Here is an 18,334-nt window from a genome sequence, read left to right as displayed (position 1 = left end):
GACAATCCTAACAATCAGCGGAAACGGATCTACTTCGTGTGGTCCTCGACGAACGGCGGGTTCACGACCTCGGCCCGCAACGACCGGCCCCGCACGTCCACCGTGACCTCGTCACCGGCGGCGATTCCCGGGGCGGTGTCGAGAAGCGCGAGCGCGATACCGATCTTGAGGGTGGGGGAGAACGTTCCGGACGTGGTCTGCCCGACGGGCACGCCGTCACGGGAGACGGTCAGCCCCTGGCGCAACACCCCGCGGTCGACGGCCCGCAGACCCCACAGGCGCCGTGCCGGTCCGGATTCCTTCTCGGCGAGGAGCGCCTCGCGACCCCAGAACTGCGGCTTCTTCCAGCCGACGGCCCAGCCCACCCGTGCCTGGACGGGCGAGATGTCGACGGACAACTCGTGCCCGTGCAGTGCGTAACCCATCTCGGTCCGCAGCGTGTCGCGAGCGCCGAGGCCTGCCACCTGCCCACCGGCGTCGCGGACCGACGCCGCGAGCGCGCGAAACACCGTCTCGGCGTCGTCCCAGCGGGGCAGCACCTCGAATCCGCGCTCACCGGTGTAGCCGCTGCGGCACACCCGCACCGGCATGCCCTGGTAGTCGGCGTCGACGAAACCCATGTAGGCGATGTCGGTGGGCAGCCCGAGGCCGGCAAGCACGTCCTCGGCCCGCGGTCCCTGCACGGCGAACACCGCGTAGTCGCGATGCTGGTTCGAGACGGTCACCCCGTCCGGTGCCGCGGCGGACAGCGCATCGACGACCGCGGCGGTGTTCGCCGCATTGGGAACGAGGAACAGTTCGTCGTCGGAGACGTAGTAGACGATGAGGTCGTCGGTGACACCGCCGGTCTCGGTGCAGCACAGGGTGTACTGCGCCTTGCCGGGGCCGATCTTGGCGAGGTCGTTGGTGAGCGCGGCGTTCACGAATGCGGCAGCGCCCGGGCCGTGGACCAGGGCTTTACCCAGGTGGCTGACATCGAACAGGCCCACGGCCTCACGGACCGCGGTGTGCTCGGCGACCGTCCCGGCATAGGAGACGGGCATCTCCCAGCCACCGAACGGTGCGAAGGTGGCGCCGAGTTCGACATGGACGGCGTGGATGGGCCCCTGCTGGAGTTCCTCGTCACTCATGTCGCACGACGCTATCCCACCGCTGCGACCGTTCGGACGGTGGTCACTAGCATCGAAGCCATCACCCCCGCTTCCTAGGAGTTGCCTGTGAGCACACCGACCCCCGCACTTCCCGAACTCGCACTCGCCGGTTCGGTATCCAAGCGAGCCGACGTTCTCGTCATCGGACTCACCTCGTCCGACAACGGTCCCGAAATCCTCTTCGGCGACGGTCCTGTCGACGAAGCAGTGCTCGGCGAACTGCTCGACACCCTGCAGGCGGTGGGCGCCACGGGCCGAAGCGAAGAACTCACCCGGGTGCCCGCGCCGGCCGGACTTCCCGTCGCGAGCGTGCTCGCCGTCGGCCTCGGAGCCGCGGACCGTATCGATGCCGAACAGGTCCGTCGTTCCGCCGGTGCAGCAGCGCGTGCGCTGACCGGTGTCACCACCGTCGCGACCACCCTGTCGTCGGTCGATCTCGGTGCCGCCGCCGAAGGTTTCGCGCTGGGTTCCTACACGTTCACCGAGTTCCGTTCCGCGAAGTCGGCGCCGAAGGACGACGCGCGGCCCGCGACCCGCATCGAACTGCTCGTTCCGTCCGTGCGCGACCGGGCGGCCAAGGCCGTTCTCGCCCGGGCGACCGCAATCGCGGAGGCGGTGGCAACTGCCCGCGAATTCGTGAACACCCCGCCGAGCCACCTCTACCCCGCCGAGTTCGCCGAGCGCGCGAAGGCACTGGGTGAAGCTGCCGGGCTGAAGGTGGAGGTGCTCGACGAGAAGGCCCTCGAGAAGCAGGGCTACGGCGGAATCGTCGGCGTCGGCAAGGGCTCGTCGCGGCCGCCGCGACTGGTGCGGTTGTCGTACTCGGCGAAGAAGCGGAAGGCGCCGAAGATCGCCCTCGTGGGCAAGGGCATCACATTCGACACCGGCGGCATCTCCATCAAGCCCGCTGCCGGCATGGAAGCGATGACCTCCGACATGGCCGGTGCCGCCGCCGTCGTCGCCACCGTGGTGCTCGCCGCGAAGCTCGGTGTCGCTGCCGACGTCGTCGCCACCGTTCCGATGGCCGAGAACATGCCGTCCTCGACGGCGCAGCGTCCGGGCGACGTGCTGACCCAGTACGGCGGAACGACGGTGGAAGTCATCAACACCGACGCGGAGGGTCGTCTCGTGCTCGCCGACGCGATCGTGCGTGCGTGTGAGGACGGGCCCGACTACCTCATCGATACCGCAACGCTGACCGGCGCGCAGATGGTCGCCCTCGGCAATCGCACCCCCGGTGTGATGGGCACCGAGGAGTTCCGCGATCGGGTTGCCGCGCTGTCCCAGGAGGTCGGCGAGAACGGCTGGCCGATGCCGTTGCCGGAGGAACTGCGCCGTGACCTCGACTCGCGGGTCGCGGATCTCGCGAACGTCACTCCGCACCGGTGGGGCGGCATGCTCGCCGCAGGCCTGTTCCTGAAGGAATTCGTCGCCGAGGGTGTCCAGTGGGCGCACATCGACGTGGCGGGTCCGGCGTTCAACACCGGTGGCCCCTTCGGGTACGTCGGCAAGGGCGGGACCGGAGTGCCGGTACGCACGATGATCACCGTCATCGAGGACATCGCCGAGCACGGCTGACCACACTGCCGAGCACGGCTGACCGCACTGCGGGCGCGTCCTGCTCCCAGCGCCACCGTGCGCTGCGAGCAGGGCGCGCACTGTCCGCGGTGTGAGACGGTGCTGCCCCTCTGCAACCGCGCCGAGACGATGAGTGCAAGGATGGTTACGGCCATGCCTCGCTTGGGCAGCGGTCCGTCTACCCCTGAAGCACCCGCACGAGTCTCCGGCCTCGAGCACAATGGTGACGACCACACAATGGTTGTCGACCACGAGTCGGTACAACTCAACACACACGAACACAACCGTCGAGGAGTCAACAGACATGGCCTTCTCCGTCCAGATGCCAGCGCTTGGTGAAAGCGTCACCGAGGGAACTGTCACGCGATGGCTCAAGCAGGAAGGAGACACGGTCGATGTCGACGAGCCCTTGCTCGAAGTCTCCACTGACAAGGTGGACACCGAGATCCCCTCGCCCGCTGCAGGCGTCCTGGTCAAGATCGTCGCTCAGGAAGACGACACAGTCGAGATCGGCGGCGAACTCGCTGTAATCGGTGACGCCGGCGAGTCGGCCGACGACGCCGCTCCTGCCGAAGAGTCCGCCGCCGAAGAGCCCGCAGAGGAACCCGCAGCCGAGGAACCGGCCGCCGAGGAAGCTCCCGCGGAATCCGCTCCCGCGTCGTCCGGTGGCAGCGGCGAAGGCACCCCGGTCACCATGCCCGCACTGGGCGAGTCCGTCACCGAAGGCACCGTCACCCGGTGGCTCAAGGCTGTCGGCGACGAAGTGGCCGCCGACGAACCCCTCCTCGAGGTCTCCACCGACAAGGTCGACACCGAGATCCCGTCCCCCGTCGCCGGTATCCTCACCGAGATCACCGCGCAGGAGGACGACACCGTCGAGGTCGGCGGGCAGCTCGCCGTCATCGGCACCGAGGCCCCCGCCGAGAAGGAGAAGCCGGCGGAAGAGCCCGCCGCCGCGCCTGCCTCCACGCCTCCGTCCGAGGAAGCGGCACCCGAGCCGTCCGAGTCGGAGCCGTCCGAGCCCGAGCAGTCCGCTCCGGCTGCTTCCGGTGGCAGCGGCGAAGGCACCCCGGTCACCATGCCCGCACTGGGCGAGTCCGTCACCGAAGGCACCGTCACCCGGTGGCTCAAGGCTGTCGGCGACGAAGTGGCCGCCGACGAACCCCTCCTCGAGGTCTCCACCGACAAGGTCGACACCGAGATCCCGTCCCCCGTCGCCGGTATCCTCACCGAGATCACCGCGCAGGAGGACGACACCGTCGAGGTCGGCGGACAGCTCGCCGTCATCGGCACCGAAGCCCCCGCCGAGAAGCCCGCCGAACCCGAGGCGAAGCCCGCGCCCAAGCAAGAGGCTCCCAAGCAGGAGGCTCCCAAGCAGGAGGCTCCCAAGGCCGCCGAGAAGCCTGCCGAGAGCAAGCCCGCGCCGGCCGCCCCGAAGGCCGAGCAGGCCGCGTCGGCTCCGGCTCCGCAGGCTGTCGCGTCCTCGTCCGGCGACTCGTCGAACGGGTCCAGCCCGTACGTCACTCCCCTCGTGCGCAAGCTCGCCGCGGAGAACGATGTGGACCTGGCCACGGTCAAGGGCACCGGTGTCGGTGGCCGAATCCGCAAGCAGGACGTGCTTGCCGCCGCGGAGGCGAAGAAGGCTCCGGCCACCGAGGAGAAGGCTCCCGCGAAGTCCGCTCCGTCCGCACCGTCCGGTGCCGCACCGGGTGTGCGTCCCGAACTGGCCGATCTGCGCGGTACCACGCAGAAGGTCAACCGGATCCGTCAGATCACCGCGAAGAAGACTGTCGAGTCGCTGCAGACCACGGCGCAGCTCACGCAGACCTTCGAGGTCGACATGACCAAGATCGCCCAGCTGCGGGCCCAGGCGAAGAAGTCGTTCGCCGAGCGTGAGGGCGTGAACCTCACGTTCCTGCCGTTCTTCGCGAAGGCTGTCGTCGAGGCCCTGCGTGCGCACCCGAACGTCAACGCGTCGTTCGACGAGGGCAAGAAGGAGATCACGTACCACGCGGCGGAACACCTCGGCATCGCCGTGGACACCGAGCAGGGTCTGCTCTCCCCGGTGATCCACAACGCCGGCGACCTGTCGCTGGCAGGGCTCGCACGGGCCATCGCCGACCTCGCCAAGCGCACGCGCAGCGGCGGTCTCAAGCCCGACGAGCTGGCCGGTGGCACGTTCACGATCACCAACATCGGAAGCCAGGGCGCGTTGTTCGACACCCCGATCCTGGTGCCGCCGCAGGCCGCGATGCTCGGTACGGGCGCGATCGTCAAGCGCCCCGTGGTGGTGACCGACGAGACCGGCAACGAGTCGATCGGCGTGCGGTCGATGTGCTACCTGCCGCTCACCTACGATCACCGTCTCATCGACGGTGCCGATGCCGGCCGGTTCCTGACGACGATCAAGCATCGTCTCGAGGAAGCCGCGTTCGAGGCCGACCTCGGTCTGTGATCCTCGGTCTGTGATCGGCTGAAGATCACGTTCGTGCTCCACCGATAGCGGGGGCGCCGTCATCGCGACGGCGCCCCCGTTTTTCGTCGTGCGGTGGCGGTACGGGCCGTTCCGCTTCGACCCGACCGGCGTAAAGTCCGGATACATGAGCAACCCCACCGCGTCCGCCCGTTCCGATACCGCGCCGGTCACCGTGGTGCATCTCGGGTCGATCGGGTACCTCGAGGCGTGGGAGCGGCAGCGGGAGATCCTCAACGCCCGCGCCGACGGCACCGGGTCCGACACCCTGCTGCTGCTCGAACACCCCGCGGTCTACACCGCGGGCCGGCGCACCGAGGACGGCGACCGTCCCACCGACGGCACCCCCGTCATCGATGTCGACCGGGGCGGAAAGATCACCTGGCACGGTCCCGGCCAGCTTGTCGGATATCCGATCATCAAACTCGCTGAGCCCATCGACGTCGTCGGGTACGTACGCCGGATCGAGCAGGCACTCATCACGGTGTGCACCGACCTGGGACTGACGTGTGGCCGCATCGAGGGACGCTCCGGGGTATGGCTGCCCGGGGGACTGCGCGACGGGCAGTGGGTGCCCGAGCGGAAGATCGCTGCGATCGGGATCCGCGTGCAGCGCGGCGTCACGATGCACGGCTTCTCGCTCAACTGCAATTCCACACTCGATGCGTTCGACTCGATCGTGCCGTGCGGAATCCGCGACGCCGGTGTCGCATCACTGACCGGGGAACTCGGCAGGGAGATCACGATCGACGACGTCACCCCGGCGGTGACCGAGGCCGTGCTCGATGCGCTCGACGGACGGATTCCCGTCACCACATCCGACATCGACCGGGTCACCTTCGAGGAAGCCGCCGCCGCGGCCGAAGGCTCCTCACGCGCCCCGGAATTCACCACTGTGCAGTTCTGACCGGCGGCGCTCCCCGACAGGGTCACGGTGTGAGCGCGGGCGTACGATCGAGGACGTGACTGTGGCCCCAGAAGGACGCAAACTGCTGCGGATCGAGACCCGAAACGCTCAGACGCCGATCGAACGTAAACCGAACTGGATCAAGACCCGGGCGAAGATGGGCCCGGAATACACCGAGCTCAAAGGCCTTGTACGACGCGAGGGCCTGCACACGGTCTGCGAAGAGGCCGGGTGCCCCAACATCTACGAATGCTGGGAAGACCGTGAGGCGACGTTCCTGATCGGTGGTGAACAGTGCACGCGGCGCTGCGACTTCTGCCAGATCGACACCGGCAAGCCCGCGGCACTCGACCGTGACGAACCGCGCCGTGTCGCCGAATCCGTTCAGGCGATGGGCCTTCGATACTCGACGATCACCGGCGTTGCCCGCGACGACCTCCCCGACGGCGGCGCGTGGCTGTACGCCGAGACCGTGCGGCAGATCCACGAACTCAACCCCGGCACCGGTGTCGAGAACCTCATCCCCGACTTCAACGGCAAGCCCGACCTCCTGCGCGAGGTGTTCGAGTCCCGTCCCGAGGTGCTCGCTCACAACGTCGAGACGGTGCCGCGGATCTTCAAGCGCATCCGCCCGGCTTTCCGCTACCAGCGGTCGCTCGACGTGATCACCGCGGCCCGCGAATTCGGTCTCGTCACCAAGTCGAACCTCATCCTCGGAATGGGCGAGACGCCCGAGGAGGTCACCCAGGCGCTGCACGACCTGCACGACGCCGGGTGCGACATCATCACCATCACGCAGTACCTGCGGCCGTCGCCGCGGCACCATCCCGTCGAGCGGTGGGTCAAGCCCGAAGAGTTCGTAGCGCACTCCGACACCGCCCGCTCCATCGGGTTCGCCGGCGTGATGGCCGGTCCGCTGGTGCGCTCGTCGTACCGCGCCGGCCGTCTCTACGCGCAGGCCATGGCCCATCACGGCCGCGAACTGCCCGCAGCACAGGCGCACCTCGCCGAGGAAGGCACCGCATCGCAAGAGGCGGGCGCGGTCCTCGCCCGATTCGGTAGCTGACGCTCCGGATCGGCGACGCTGTCCGGTCGGCCCCCGTGGTGGCGAATGCGCCACCACCGGGGCCGTATCCTTGTGGGTATGGCCAAGGGCAGTAGCAGCGACAAGGAAGCGAAGGCTGCGGCGAAAGCCGCACGGAAGCAGGCGTCGAAGGAGCGTCGCGGCCAGTTGTGGCAGGCGTTCCAGATTCAGCGCAAGGAAGACAAGCTTCTCCTTCCGTGGATGATCGGGACGCTCGTCGCATCGATCGTCGTGTTCTTCCTCATCGGTTTGATCTTCGGGATCCAGTGGTTCCTGTTGCCCATCGGAATTCTCGTGGGCGTGCTTCTCGCGTTCATCATCTTCGGGCGCCGCGTCCAGAAGTCGGTGTACACGAAGGCCGACGGACAGGCCGGCGCAGCAGCCTGGGCACTGGACAACCTTCAGGGCGCCTGGCGCGTCACGCAGGCGGTCGCCGGGACGACGCAGCTCGACGCGGTCCATCGCGTCATCGGCCGCCCCGGCGTGATTCTCGTCGGTGAAGGCAACCCCGGCCGGGTCCGGGGCCTCATGGCTCAGGAGAAGAAGCGCGTCTCCCGCCTCGTCGGCGACACGCCGATCTACGAAGTGATCGTCGGAAACGACGAAGGACAGGTCAAGCTCTCGCAGCTCCAGAAGCACCTGTCGAAGCTTCCCCGCAACATCGACACCAAGCGCATGGACACCATCGAGGGTCGTCTCTCGGCGCTGAGCACCAAGAAGACCGGACCGGCCATGCCGAAGGGTCCGCTGCCCGCCGGCGCGAAGATGCGCAGCGTGCAGCGCACGATCCGTCGCCGCTGACCCCGCATTCCCTCCGTTCCACGCAAAGGCCGCCTCGATCCACGGATCGGGGCGGCTTTTCGGTGCGGTCAGGGACGTCTAGCGGGCGCGGACGATCGCGGTACCGGTCGCGCGGTCGTGCAGGCCGCGGCCGTCGACGTCGGTGACGGTCGCGGGGACGACGAACACGATCAGCATCTGGCGTGCGAGCGCCCGGACGATACCGACCCGGACGGGCGCGTCCACGCGAGCGACGCGCACGCCGGCGAGGAACTGGCCGGGGGTGAACGAGAACAGCGCGACGGTCACGACGCCGACGACGAACCAGATGATCAACGTGTATCCCGAGAGGCGGGAGCTTTCGAGCGGGTTCTCGCCGACCAGGCTCGCCGCGATCGCCATCGACAGGAACCAGTCGAGCGACAGTGCCAGCACGCGGCGCGCCGTCGACACGAGAGACCCGGGTCCGTGCTGGGGAAGGCCGAGCAGTTCGCCGGAGTACGCCTGCTCTTCCTGCTGCCCCTTCGGGAGCGCCGCGGAAGGTCCGGAAAGCCAACTGCCCGTCATACGTGCCATACGTCCAGGATAGGCTGGTCGCTGCGGATCACCATGATCCCATGCACCGGCGGTGACCTCTACCACGTTTCTGCCCTGACAGCAGGGGCAATGCGAGCCGTAACACCGTCGAAACATAGGTTTGATGGGCGGGCAACACCAGGTCCATACCGTCTGATCCGACGCAGGCGCCCCAGCACCATGGCGCGCACCGACTGAAGGAGCACAAGCGTGGCGTTCACCACGGCCGAAGAGGTCATCAAGTACATCGCGGACGAAAACGTCGAGTACGTGGATATCCGCTTCACCGACCTGCCCGGCATCGAGCAGCACTTCTCGATCCCGGCGAAGGCGTTCAATCAGGACGTCTTCGAGGACGGCCTGGCCTTCGACGGCTCGTCCGTGCGTGGCTTCCAGTCCATCCACGAGTCGGACATGCTCCTGCTTCCGGACGTGACCACTGCGCGCATCGATCCCTTCCGTGCCGCCAAGACGCTCAACGTGAGCTTCTTCGTCCACGACCCCTTCACTCGCGAGTCGTACTCCCGCGACCCCCGCAACGTCGCGCGCAAGGCCGAGGAGTACTTGGTCAGCACCGGCATCGCCGACACCGCGTACTTCGGCGCCGAGGCCGAGTTCTACATCTTCGACTCCGTGTCCTACGACTCCAAGATGAACGGCTCGTTCTACGAGGTCGATTCCATCTCCGGCGCCTGGAACACCGGTGTGGACTACAACGCCGACGGCACCCCGAACCGTGGCTACAAGGTTCGCCCGAAGGGCGGCTACTTCCCCGTTGCGCCGTACGACCACTACGTGGACCTGCGCGACGAGATCTCCACCAACCTGCAGCTCGCGGGCTTCGAGCTCGAGCGCGCCCACCACGAGGTCGGCACCGGCGGACAGGCGGAGATCAACTACAAGTTCAACACGCTGCTCTCGGCTGCCGACGACCTGCAGCTGTTCAAGTACATCGTCAAGAACACCGCGTGGAAGAACGGCAAGACCGCCACCTTCATGCCGAAGCCCCTCTTCGGCGACAACGGCTCGGGCATGCACGTGCACCAGTCGCTGTGGAAGGACGGCAAGCCGCTGTTCCACGACGAGTCCGGCTACGCGGGTCTGTCCGACCTCGCCCGCTGGTACATCGGCGGCATCCTGCACCACGCGCCGTCGCTGCTCGCGTTCACCAACCCGACGATCAACTCGTACCACCGTCTGGTGCCGGGCTACGAGGCGCCGATCAACCTCGTCTACAGCCAGCGCAACCGTTCGGCCGCGGTCCGTATCCCGATCACGGGCAACAACCCGAAGGCCAAGCGCCTCGAGTTCCGCGCGCCCGACTCCTCGGGTAACCCGTACCTGAACTTCGCCGCGCAGATGATGGCCGGCCTGGACGGCATCAAGAAGAAGATCGAGCCGATGGCTCCGGTCGACAAGGATCTCTACGAGCTTCCGCCGGAGGAGGCCAAGAACATCCCGCAGGCTCCGACGTCGCTCAACGCGGTCATCGACCGCCTCGAGGCCGACCACGAGTACCTCACCGAGGGTGGCGTGTTCACCACCGACCTGATCGAGACCTGGATCTCGCTCAAGCGCGAGCAGGAAATCGCTCCAGTCAACCTGCGCCCGCACCCGTACGAGTTCCAGCTGTACTTCGACTGCTGAGTCTCCTGATGCGCTGAAGGCCGAACACTCCCCCGGGAGCGGGTCGTCAGCAGGACTTCCGCAGTAGTTTCGAAAACTGGTCCGCTTGCCCCACGTCGGGCGAGCGGACCAGTTTCGGTTCCGAGCCCGAGGGCCATTCGGAACAACCCTTCGCCGCCCGGGCCGACGACTTTCGGGGTCGAGGGCACGGAGTTTTCCCGGTTCGCCGGGAGTGCCGGGCCTCTCAGTCCAGCCGCAGATCTCGGAGTTGGCGTCGCGAGGTCACTCCGAGTTTTCGGAAGACCTTTCGCAGGTGGTAGTCGACGGTGTTCGGACTGACGAAGAGTTGCGACGCGATATCGGTGTTCGTGTTGCCCGCCGCCGCCAGTCTGGCCACAGATGCTTCCTGCGGGGTCAGTGGCGACGGGCCGCGAGACGCATTCGGCTCGCGGCACTTACCTGTTGCGTCGAGTTCCCGCTGGGCACGTCCGGCCCAGCCTGCCGCACCGAGACGGAGAAACGTCTCCAGCGCAGCGGCCAGATGCAGCGCGGCATCCGTTCGTCGACGTCGTCGCCTCAGCCATTCGCCGTAGAGCAGATGAGTGCGGCCAGCATCCATCTCGAGAGCTGGTCCGGTGAGCAGTTCCAAAGCACGCTCACAACGCGACGCTGTGTCTTCTCCTTCGAGGTGCGTCATGCTTCGCTCCAGAAGCCCGGCCGCCCACCGGCTCTGTGTGTCCCGGCACTCGATCGTCAACTGTCGTATCAGCTTTTCCGCCGAGTCGAGGTCACCGGCGCGGGCCGCACACTCGATCAGATCGGCCAGATAGAGGGTTCCTGTGAAGAAGGGATCCTCGTGTCCGAGCCGACGTCCGTAGTTCCTGTCGACGGCGGGTGAAGACTGACCCCCAGACGGCAATCGAAAACTGATCCCCTCGGAGATGCTGACCTCAGTCGAGGTCAGGAGGAAGCGGGTGTTGTCTGTGGAGGACTGGGCCGAGATCCGGCGACTGCACCGAGCCGAAGCAATGCCGATCAAAGCGATCGCCCGGACGATGGGATGCTCGAAGAACACCGTCAAGCAGGCTCTGCGATCGGCAGGACCCCCGAGATATCGGCGGGCCCCGAAAGGCTCTCTCGTCGACGAGGTCGAACCCCGAATCCGGGAACTGCTGACGGTGTGGCCGACGATGCCGGCCACGGTCATCGCCGAACGCCTCGGCTGGCAGCATTCGATCCGCATCCTGCGCGATCGCGTCCGTGAACTGCGTCCGGCGTATTTGCCGCCGGATCCGGTCTCGCGTACCACCTATCAGCCCGGCGAGATCGGGCAGTGTGATCTGTGGTTCCCCGACATCACCGTGCCGGTGGGTTACGGCCAGCACCGCACCGCTCCCCGGCTGCCGGTGCTGGTGATGGTCACCGGCTACTCCCGTACCCTCTCGGCCCGGCTGCTGCCGTCCCGGCGCGCCGAGGACCTGTTCGCCGGCTGGTGGCAGTTATGCCGTGGGCTCGGAGCAGTGCCCCGGACGCTGGTGTGGGACGGGGAAGGCGCGATCGGGCGATGGCGGCGCGGTGGCGCCGAGCTGACCGGTGAGTGCCAGGCGTTCCGCGGCACCCTCGGCGCCCAGGTGGTGATCTGCAAACCCGCCGACCCCGAAACCAAAGGGCTGGTTGAACGCGCCAACGGCTACCTCGAAACCTCGTTTCTGCCCGGCCGCACCTTCACCGGCCCGCAGGACTTCAACACCCAACTGCAGCGATGGTTGGAGACGGCGAATCGGAGGCGGATGCGGGTGCTCGGCTGCGCTCCCGCCGACCGGATCGCCGCCGATCGGGCGGCGATGCTGCCGTTGCCGCCGATCGCCCCGACGGTCGGATGGCGCCGATCGTTGCGGCTCCCACGCGATCATTACATCCGGCTCGACGCCAACGACTATTCGGTGCATCCGGCCGCGATCGGCCGACGCATCGAGCTCGTCGCCGGACTCGACCGGGTGCAGGCATTCTGCGACGGCCGGATCGTGGCCGACCATTCCCGCTGCTGGGCCACCCACCAGTCGATCACCGATCCCGACCATGCGGACGCCGCCCGGGCGCTGCGCCGCAGCCGACTGTCGATCGTCCCGGACCCGACCTCGGTGGAGGTCGAGCAACGCCGGCTCCGCGACTACGACACGCTGTTCGGACTCGACGACGAGGCATCGGGATGAGCACCCATCGCACGGCGGCGGAGCTGACCGCCGAGATCGCCTATCTCACCCGAGCGTTGAAGGCGCCGACGCTGCGGGACTCGGTTGATCGGCTCGCCGATCGTGCCCGTACCGAATCGTGGAGTCACGTCGAGTTTCTCGTCGCGTGCCTGCAACGCGAGGTCGCCGCCCGCGAAGCCCACGGCGGGGAAGGACGTATTCGCAGTGCCCGGTTCCCGGCCCGCAAGAGCCTCGAGGAGTTCGACTTCGACTATGCCCGTGGTCTGCGCCGGGAGGTGCTTGCGCATCTGGGCACCTTGGATTTCGTCGCGGCCAAGGACAATGTGGTCTTCCTCGGGCCACCGGGGACCGGCAAGACGCATCTGGCGATCGGGCTGGGGATTCGGGCGTGCCAGGCCGGCTACCGCACCTTGTTCGCCACCGCCGCCGAATGGGTCGCGCGGTTGGCCGAAGCACACCACCAGGACCGGCTGCAGCAGGAACTGGTGCGTCTGGGCCGCTATCCGCTGGTGATCGTCGACGAGGTCGGCTACATCCCGTTCGAGCCGGAGGCGGCGAATCTGTTCTTCCAGCTCGTGTCCTCGCGCTACGAGCGGGCCTCGCTGGTAGTCACCTCCAACAAGCCGTTCGGTCGGTGGGGTGAAGTCTTCGGTGACGACATCGTCGCCGCCGCGATGATCGACCGGCTCGTCCACCACGCCGAGGTCGTCGCCCTCAAAGGCGACTCCTACCGGCTCAAGGACCGCGACCTCGGCCGCGTCCCCACCGCCACGCCGGACGAAGCATGAGACCCGGCGCAGCAGGATCCGATACGCGATGATCATCCGGTGCAGTCCAACGGCGTGGTCCAGGTCGACCATCACCAGTTCAGCTTCGGCGACCCCACGGTCGACACCCTCGATCCGATCGCGCAGGGCACCTTGATCGATGTCGGTGACGGGGCCGTCTCGTTCTACACCGGCATCGCCTACGGCCCGGTCCGCGTCGGTGTCGAGCTACTCGATCAACCTCCGACCGATCCTCCGCAGGAGGACTGGGAGGTCATCGAGGAAACCACCCTCTCGGCGACACAGGCGATGGTCGTCTCCGCTCTCGACGGCACCGTCTGCACCACCATCGATCCGGTACCGGCGGGCACCTATCAGCTGCGAGCACACGCTCGTGGCCGCGACAGCAAGTACGGTCTCGACGTCGACGAGATCGTCGAGGACTATCTGATCTGCCTGTGGCCCATCACCACCCGTACCACGGATGCGCAGGTACGAACACTCCACAAAACCGACAGCGCATGGTCACCGCAGCCGCAGGTCGACCGCCCGGAACCGTCCCGGGAGTATGTCTACGTCCGGGACGAATCCGGGAAGGTGATCACCGTGGCGCCGCAGAGCCGCGAAGCCCTGGCCGTGCGCGCCGTCCTGCACACCTTCGGCGGAAAACCGCTCACGCCGGCTCTCGAGGCGATCTATGCCGCCCGGCACGTCGCCGGACTGGACCGCGACCTCATTGACCGCGTCGAAGCACTCGACGCCGACCGGCAACGCGCCTTCGCGCGCTGGTGCGTGCACCAAGCATGGGAACGCGCCGGACTCGTGCAGTCCCAGTGGTTCCGCCAACGGCTCGCCGACATGGATGCAGGACAACCCGTCCACCCGGACTTCATCGCCAGCACCAACGCCCGCAACCGACTCGACACCGACCCGCGGATCCGGCTCACCCTTGTATCCGGGCTACCTGCGAGTGCGGAGCTCGTTCAGCAGTACGAGGCGTTGCTGACGTACGCACGGAGCATGTATTCCGAGGCGACACCGCTCGAGTCGGCGATCGAAGCGCTGCGGCACGCCGCGCAGACCTACGGGATGGACTATCCCGAGTTGTTCGCACATGCCCGCAGCGACTTCTTCGGCGACCACACCACAAGTGACCCCGAGAATCGCGGACCCGGTGATTCCTGACCCCATACGCAACGGGTCAGATTTCATCTGCCGCTAGGGGTCAGTCTTCGATTGCCGTTGACAGTTCCACGCTTCGGCGTATCTACCTTCTGCCGCCCGGAGCAGCATCGCACCTACGAGGCGTGATGCGCCGGTGCGTCCGTAGCCGACGTTGCGCGCTTCGACCATCACCTCATCCTCGTCGGTGACAGTCTCGTCGCCCCGCCATCCGCGAACGATGGGGAGCGAGAGTGCTATGTCTGTCCAGAGTTGCGGCAGCCCTATGAAGGCGATGATTTCACCGGCCCGGGTGAGGTGGTCGGTGCCTTCGCCGGTTCTGCCTTGCTGCATGCTGGAGTACGCGCGGAGAGAGAGCACCCGGGCAAGGGCCAGCGCCGCGCCCTGCCTCTGCGCCGCGCGCTCGGCATATCGGAGTACGGCCTCGACCGCGTCCGGTTCTCGGAACAGACAGGCGGCGTGTGCAATACACATGTAGGACTGCAGGATTTCCTCATCTGCGGTGTCATCCGTTGTCGCCCGGACTACTGCTTCCTTTACCAGCTGGGACGCCGCCGCTCGCCCGTCGAGGACGAGGGTGCTCAGAGCAACGAGCGCCTGCGTTGTCAGATCCGATCCCGGATCGGTCCGGCAGATATGTCTCGCCGCGTCGGCAACCTCCCGAGACGTGGTCCCCTGCACCAGCTCGTCGGCCTGGATCAGAGCCCCGAACGCATTGGCAACCGCCTGTTTGGCATGTGCCGAATCGAGGGAATGGAGATACCTCGCTGTGGCGAGCAACCGTTGGGGGCGGTGGGCGAAGACGGAACCCCTGACGGGTGTGAGGGCCTCCAGCTCGCACAGCGCAAGAAACAGTCGCCCACGCGCCGCGTCGTCCAGCCTGGCTGGGTCGAGGCTTGCCAGCAGAGCACCGGCCTGCGGCCCCGCACCCGCGACCAGCGCCGATTCTCCCGCTGCGAGGATGCGCAACTCTTTGCGTGCGGCGTCCGAGGTCAATGCCGCTGCACGGACCAGAAGAGTGGCCCGAGTCATGTATCCGCCGCGCTGAGTGACGATATCGGCGGACCGCTCCAGTTCTTCGGCCACCTCGTCGTCCATTCCGACCGTTGCTGCGGCGCGGTGTGTCACCGACCTGTGGACATCACCTCGCTCGTGCGCCACGCAGGCGAGATGAGAATGCACCCTGCGGAGCTCTGGGCTGGGAGCACCGTTGTAAACAGCTGAGCGCACCAACGGATGACGAAATGTCACCGTCGAATCCACACGGACGAGACCGGCCAGCTCGGCCCGATGGGAGGCCGCCTCGGAAAGCCCGAGAGCCTCGCCGGCCGCGGTGATGGCGTCCAGATCCCCTTCTGGCTCTGCGGCGGCAGCGAGGAGCCAGGTCCGAGTCTCCGGGGGTAGCCCGCGAATCTGCTTCAGGTAGTGCGCTTCCAGATGTTTTCCCAGGGGCACCGGCTCGTGCAGGAAGTCTTCGCCCCGAAGCTGTTTCGAAGTGAGCTCCCCGGAGAGATCCACCAACGCGAGCGGGTTGCCTCCCGTCGCATCGACAATGCGGTCGACCACGCGGCGGTCCAACGGTCCGCACGAAGAAGCGCGGAGGAGTCGCCGCGCGTCGGCACGGTCCAGTCCCTCGAGCGTCCGGCCGGGGAGGTCGTCCAGCACGGACGAGACGAACCCCTCGGTGCGAACGGCGAAGAGCAACGCAACACGTTCGGCGAGAAGGCGCCTACCGACGAATGCCAGCGCCTGCAACGACTCGGGATCTATCCACTGTGCGTCGTCGATGAAACAGACGAAGGGCGTGTCGTCGGAAAGGCGCGCCAGGAAGGTGAGCAGCCCGAGTCCTACCAGCGATCGCGGCGGCGACGGACCCGCCGCTATCCCGCAGGCCACGCCGACAGCTGATCGCTGCTCCACCGGAAGACTCTCGAACACAGGCCGGTGACTCAGCATCATTCTCTGCAGCGCGGCATAGGGAAGGTCGGCTTCGGACTCCACACCGACTATGCAGGTGGATCCCAATCGCGGGTGTTCCGACAGCACCGAGCAGACAAGATACGTCTTGCCCATGCCGGCGTCACCACGTAGGACGCCGACGACTCCGCGCCCTTCGACGGCGGACTGGAGAAGGCCGCTGAGCCGGGCCTTCTCGACGGCTCTCCCGACGAGCCTTTCCGAGGGCGCCCGATTGTCCATCGCGCCCTGTTTCCGAGACCGAGGGTTGCCGTTACCCGGGATGCTAACAAGCGGCGGCTCTGGTCGGAGGTGGAAGGCTACGAGCCCACGGAAAATACGGGTCCGGTCTCTGGGGACTACGTAGATCGCGTGGTCCGGTGGGTGGTGACGCCGTGCAGGCTTGTGGAACCGATGCGCAAGCGAGGAGCACACGATGACCTTCATCGAGACCGAAGACGGAACCGCAATCTTCTACAAGGACTGGGGGCCGGCAGACGGGGTACCGGTGGTCCTCAGCCACGGCTGGCCACTCAACAGCGACGCCTGGGAAGCCACCGCACGGTATCTCGCCGTGCGGGGGTGTCGCGTCATCGCTCACGACCGGCGGGGGCACGGCAACTCCACCCAGACCTGGGACGGGAACGAAATGAACACCTACGCCGATGATCTCGCGGCACTGCTCAGTACGCTGGAGCTGACGGGTGTCACACTCGTCGGGCACTCCACCGGTGGCGGTGAGGTCACCCGTTACGTGGGCCGCCACGGCAGATCTCGGGTCGCGGGGCTCATTCTGGTGTCGGCGGTGCCCCCACTCATGGTGCGCACAGAGGACAACCCCGACGGTCTTCCCGTCGAAACCTTCGACGCCCTGCGAGACGGCGAGTCCGCCAACCGGTCCCAGTTGTACCGGGATCTCGCCGACGGCCCCTTCTTCGGTCACAACCGCACCGGTGAGGTACCACAGGGCACCCGCGACGCCTTCTGGCGACAGGGGCTCGAGTCGGGCACACACAACGCCTATGAATCCATCGCCGCTTTCAGCGCCACCGACTTCAGGCCCGATCTGGCGAAGATCGATGTGCCGACCCTGGTGATCCACGGAGAAGACGACCAGATCGTTCCTTCGACATCAGCGGAAAGCTCTCCGCGCAACTCGTCCCGGACGCGAAGCTGATCGCCTACGAAGGCGGAGCTCACGGCTTACCGGACACCGAGCGCGACCGGCTCAACACCGACATCTTCGCGTTCGTCACTCGATGATCACCATCCGGAACAAGGAGCGCATCCCGGCGATTCGGATCGCATCAGAGTGCTGCGGCGATACTCGCGCGTCTCACCGTGCGGGCGACCGGACGGCGGTGATTGCGCCGAGCGGCCGGTAGCCACTCCCCGTCCGCGTATGTGTCTCGATCACTTCGAAGCCGGCGTCAATCAGTTCCTGGGCGAGTGCGGCTACCGGCCATCGATACGCGGTAGTCACCGCGTGATCGAACGCCTCGACGGTTGGTCCTTCGAAGAATCCGAGCAATAATCCTCCGCCCGAACGTAATATGCGTGCGAACTCGGCGACCGGAGTCCGGATGTCCTCCGGACTGTGATGGATCAGCGAGTACCAGGACAACACCCCTCCCAGCGACTTCGCCGCAACGTCCACTGCGTCCAAGGTGCCGACCTCGAACGAGAGATCCGGATAGTGCTTACGAGCGCGCTCGACGAACTCGGGAACGAGATCGACGCCGCTCACGGCCAGTCCGCGCCCGGCCATGAAGTCCGTCCACTGACCCGGGCCGCATCCGGCGTCGAGCACGGGGCCGGACACGGTGTCGGCCCAGCTCCCGATGAGCGCCCGGTCCAACGGATGCGCCGACGCCACGGAGCCGAAGAGATCCCCATACTCCTGGGACCTGGCCGAGTACGACTCGCGGATGGTGTCGACGACGGGTGTGCTCGCGTTCTCCATACCGCCATCATCGGTGATGGGTCGGCGTATCTGCTCCTGCCTGCATAGGCAAGTCTTGTAATCCCGGCACCGACGGGG

At 66.9% G+C, this 18,334-nt stretch carries 14 protein-coding genes and 1 pseudogene; 10 read left to right on the top strand and 5 right to left on the bottom strand.

The genetic code is table 11. From position 1 onward, the window contains the following. Positions 1 to 29: 29 nt before the first annotated feature. Complete coding sequence (gcvT, locus tag HF886_RS06285; protein ID WP_169651809.1) at positions 30 to 1,130, bottom strand: glycine cleavage system aminomethyltransferase GcvT; 1,101 nt, start codon at positions 1,128 to 1,130, stop codon at positions 30 to 32. 87 nt (positions 1,131 to 1,217) lie between these two features. Between gcvT and HF886_RS06280 the strand changes: the two genes are divergently transcribed. The 5 genes from HF886_RS06280 to HF886_RS06260 all read left to right on the top strand — a co-directional run bounded on the left by HF886_RS06280 (position 1,218) and on the right by HF886_RS06260 (position 7,994). After that, positions 1,218 to 2,729, top strand: a complete 1,512-nt coding sequence (locus HF886_RS06280; protein ID WP_169620214.1) for a leucyl aminopeptidase — start codon at positions 1,218 to 1,220, stop codon at positions 2,727 to 2,729. A gap of 304 nt (positions 2,730 to 3,033) precedes the next feature. Continuing rightward, on the top strand, positions 3,034 to 5,184 hold the full coding sequence (sucB, locus tag HF886_RS06275; protein WP_169651808.1) for a 2-oxoglutarate dehydrogenase, E2 component, dihydrolipoamide succinyltransferase: 2,151 nt from the start codon (positions 3,034 to 3,036) through the stop codon (positions 5,182 to 5,184). A 145-nt stretch (positions 5,185 to 5,329) separates the two neighbouring features. Continuing rightward, positions 5,330 to 6,109, top strand: a complete 780-nt coding sequence (gene lipB / locus HF886_RS06270) for a lipoyl(octanoyl) transferase LipB (RefSeq protein WP_169651807.1) — start codon at positions 5,330 to 5,332, stop codon at positions 6,107 to 6,109. A gap of 55 nt (positions 6,110 to 6,164) precedes the next feature. Next, entirely contained in the window at positions 6,165 to 7,175 is a 1,011-nt protein-coding gene (lipA, locus tag HF886_RS06265) for a lipoyl synthase (RefSeq protein WP_169620217.1), read from the top strand. Between the two features lie 78 nt (positions 7,176 to 7,253). After that, positions 7,254 to 7,994, top strand: a complete 741-nt coding sequence (locus HF886_RS06260) for a DUF4191 domain-containing protein (RefSeq protein ID WP_169620218.1) — start codon at positions 7,254 to 7,256, stop codon at positions 7,992 to 7,994. Between the two features lie 78 nt (positions 7,995 to 8,072). Here HF886_RS06260 and HF886_RS06255 read toward each other — a convergent pair whose 3' ends face one another. Further along, a complete protein-coding gene (locus HF886_RS06255; RefSeq protein ID WP_169620219.1) occupies positions 8,073 to 8,549 on the bottom strand; it encodes an RDD family protein in 477 nt (158 codons plus the stop codon). A 210-nt stretch (positions 8,550 to 8,759) separates the two neighbouring features. Here HF886_RS06255 and glnA point away from each other — a divergent pair, with 210 nt between their 5' ends. After that, positions 8,760 to 10,196 carry a type I glutamate--ammonia ligase gene (gene glnA / locus HF886_RS06250; RefSeq protein WP_169620220.1) on the top strand — a complete coding sequence of 479 codons (1,437 nt, stop codon included), beginning with the start codon at positions 8,760 to 8,762 and terminating at the stop codon, positions 10,194 to 10,196. A gap of 223 nt (positions 10,197 to 10,419) precedes the next feature. Here the strand turns inward: glnA and HF886_RS06245 are convergent, their stop codons facing one another. Continuing rightward, the gene (locus HF886_RS06245; protein ID WP_169651806.1) at positions 10,420 to 10,872 is read right to left on the bottom strand and encodes a helix-turn-helix transcriptional regulator; all 453 of its coding nucleotides are present in this window, start codon (positions 10,870 to 10,872) and stop codon (positions 10,420 to 10,422) included. A 277-nt stretch (positions 10,873 to 11,149) separates the two neighbouring features. Between HF886_RS06245 and istA the strand changes: the two genes are divergently transcribed. Genes istA through HF886_RS06230 form a run of 3 tightly spaced genes read left to right on the top strand, consistent with a single transcriptional unit; the run spans position 11,150 to position 14,340 of the window. Next, positions 11,150 to 12,388, top strand: coding sequence for an IS21 family transposase (gene istA, locus HF886_RS06240; protein WP_296549579.1), 1,239 nt, complete (start codon positions 11,150 to 11,152; stop codon positions 12,386 to 12,388). Continuing rightward, a complete protein-coding gene (gene istB, locus HF886_RS06235; RefSeq protein ID WP_169651804.1) occupies positions 12,385 to 13,176 on the top strand; it encodes an IS21-like element helper ATPase IstB in 792 nt (263 codons plus the stop codon). The genes istA and istB overlap by 4 nt, the downstream gene beginning before the upstream one ends. Before the next feature lie 39 nt (positions 13,177 to 13,215). Next, positions 13,216 to 14,340, top strand: coding sequence for a hypothetical protein (locus HF886_RS06230; protein ID WP_169651803.1), 1,125 nt, complete (start codon positions 13,216 to 13,218; stop codon positions 14,338 to 14,340). A 33-nt stretch (positions 14,341 to 14,373) separates the two neighbouring features. On the opposite strand, the gene HF886_RS06225 is transcribed toward HF886_RS06230, so the two are convergent. After that, a complete protein-coding gene (locus HF886_RS06225; RefSeq protein ID WP_169651802.1) occupies positions 14,374 to 16,740 on the bottom strand; it encodes an AAA family ATPase in 2,367 nt (788 codons plus the stop codon). On the opposite strand from HF886_RS06225, the pseudogene HF886_RS06220 reads away from it, so the two are divergent. Beyond that, positions 16,730 to 17,556, top strand: a pseudogene (locus tag HF886_RS06220) (alpha/beta hydrolase). The gene HF886_RS06225 and the pseudogene HF886_RS06220 overlap by 11 nt on opposite strands. Positions 17,557 to 17,629: 73 nt before the next feature. On the opposite strand, the gene HF886_RS06215 reads toward HF886_RS06220, so the two are convergent. After that, the gene (locus HF886_RS06215; protein WP_169651801.1) at positions 17,630 to 18,256 is read right to left on the bottom strand and encodes a class I SAM-dependent methyltransferase; all 627 of its coding nucleotides are present in this window, start codon (positions 18,254 to 18,256) and stop codon (positions 17,630 to 17,632) included. Between the last annotated feature and the right edge of the window lie 78 nt (positions 18,257 to 18,334).

Source organism: Rhodococcus sp. 105337, assembly GCF_012844225.1.
Classification (GTDB): Bacteria; Actinomycetota; Actinomycetes; order Mycobacteriales; family Mycobacteriaceae; genus Rhodococcus.
This window is presented reverse-complemented; position numbering and strand designations above follow the sequence as displayed.

Coding starts and splice junctions, on each gene's coding strand:
- gcvT (WP_169651809.1), bottom strand. CDS start 1,130: ATGAGTGACGAGGAACTCCAGCAGGGGCCCATCCACGCCGTCCATGTC.
- sucB (WP_169651808.1), top strand. CDS start 3,034: ATGGCCTTCTCCGTCCAGATGCCAGCGCTTGGTGAAAGCGTCACCGAG.
- lipB (WP_169651807.1), top strand. CDS start 5,330: ATGAGCAACCCCACCGCGTCCGCCCGTTCCGATACCGCGCCGGTCACC.
- HF886_RS06260 (WP_169620218.1), top strand. CDS start 7,254: ATGGCCAAGGGCAGTAGCAGCGACAAGGAAGCGAAGGCTGCGGCGAAA.
- HF886_RS06255 (WP_169620219.1), bottom strand. CDS start 8,549: ATGGCACGTATGACGGGCAGTTGGCTTTCCGGACCTTCCGCGGCGCTC.
- HF886_RS06245 (WP_169651806.1), bottom strand. CDS start 10,872: ATGACGCACCTCGAAGGAGAAGACACAGCGTCGCGTTGTGAGCGTGCT.
- istB (WP_169651804.1), top strand. CDS start 12,385: ATGAGCACCCATCGCACGGCGGCGGAGCTGACCGCCGAGATCGCCTAT.
- HF886_RS06225 (WP_169651802.1), bottom strand. CDS start 16,740: ATGAAGGTCATCGTGTGCTCCTCGCTTGCGCATCGGTTCCACAAGCCT.
- HF886_RS06215 (WP_169651801.1), bottom strand. CDS start 18,256: ATGGAGAACGCGAGCACACCCGTCGTCGACACCATCCGCGAGTCGTAC.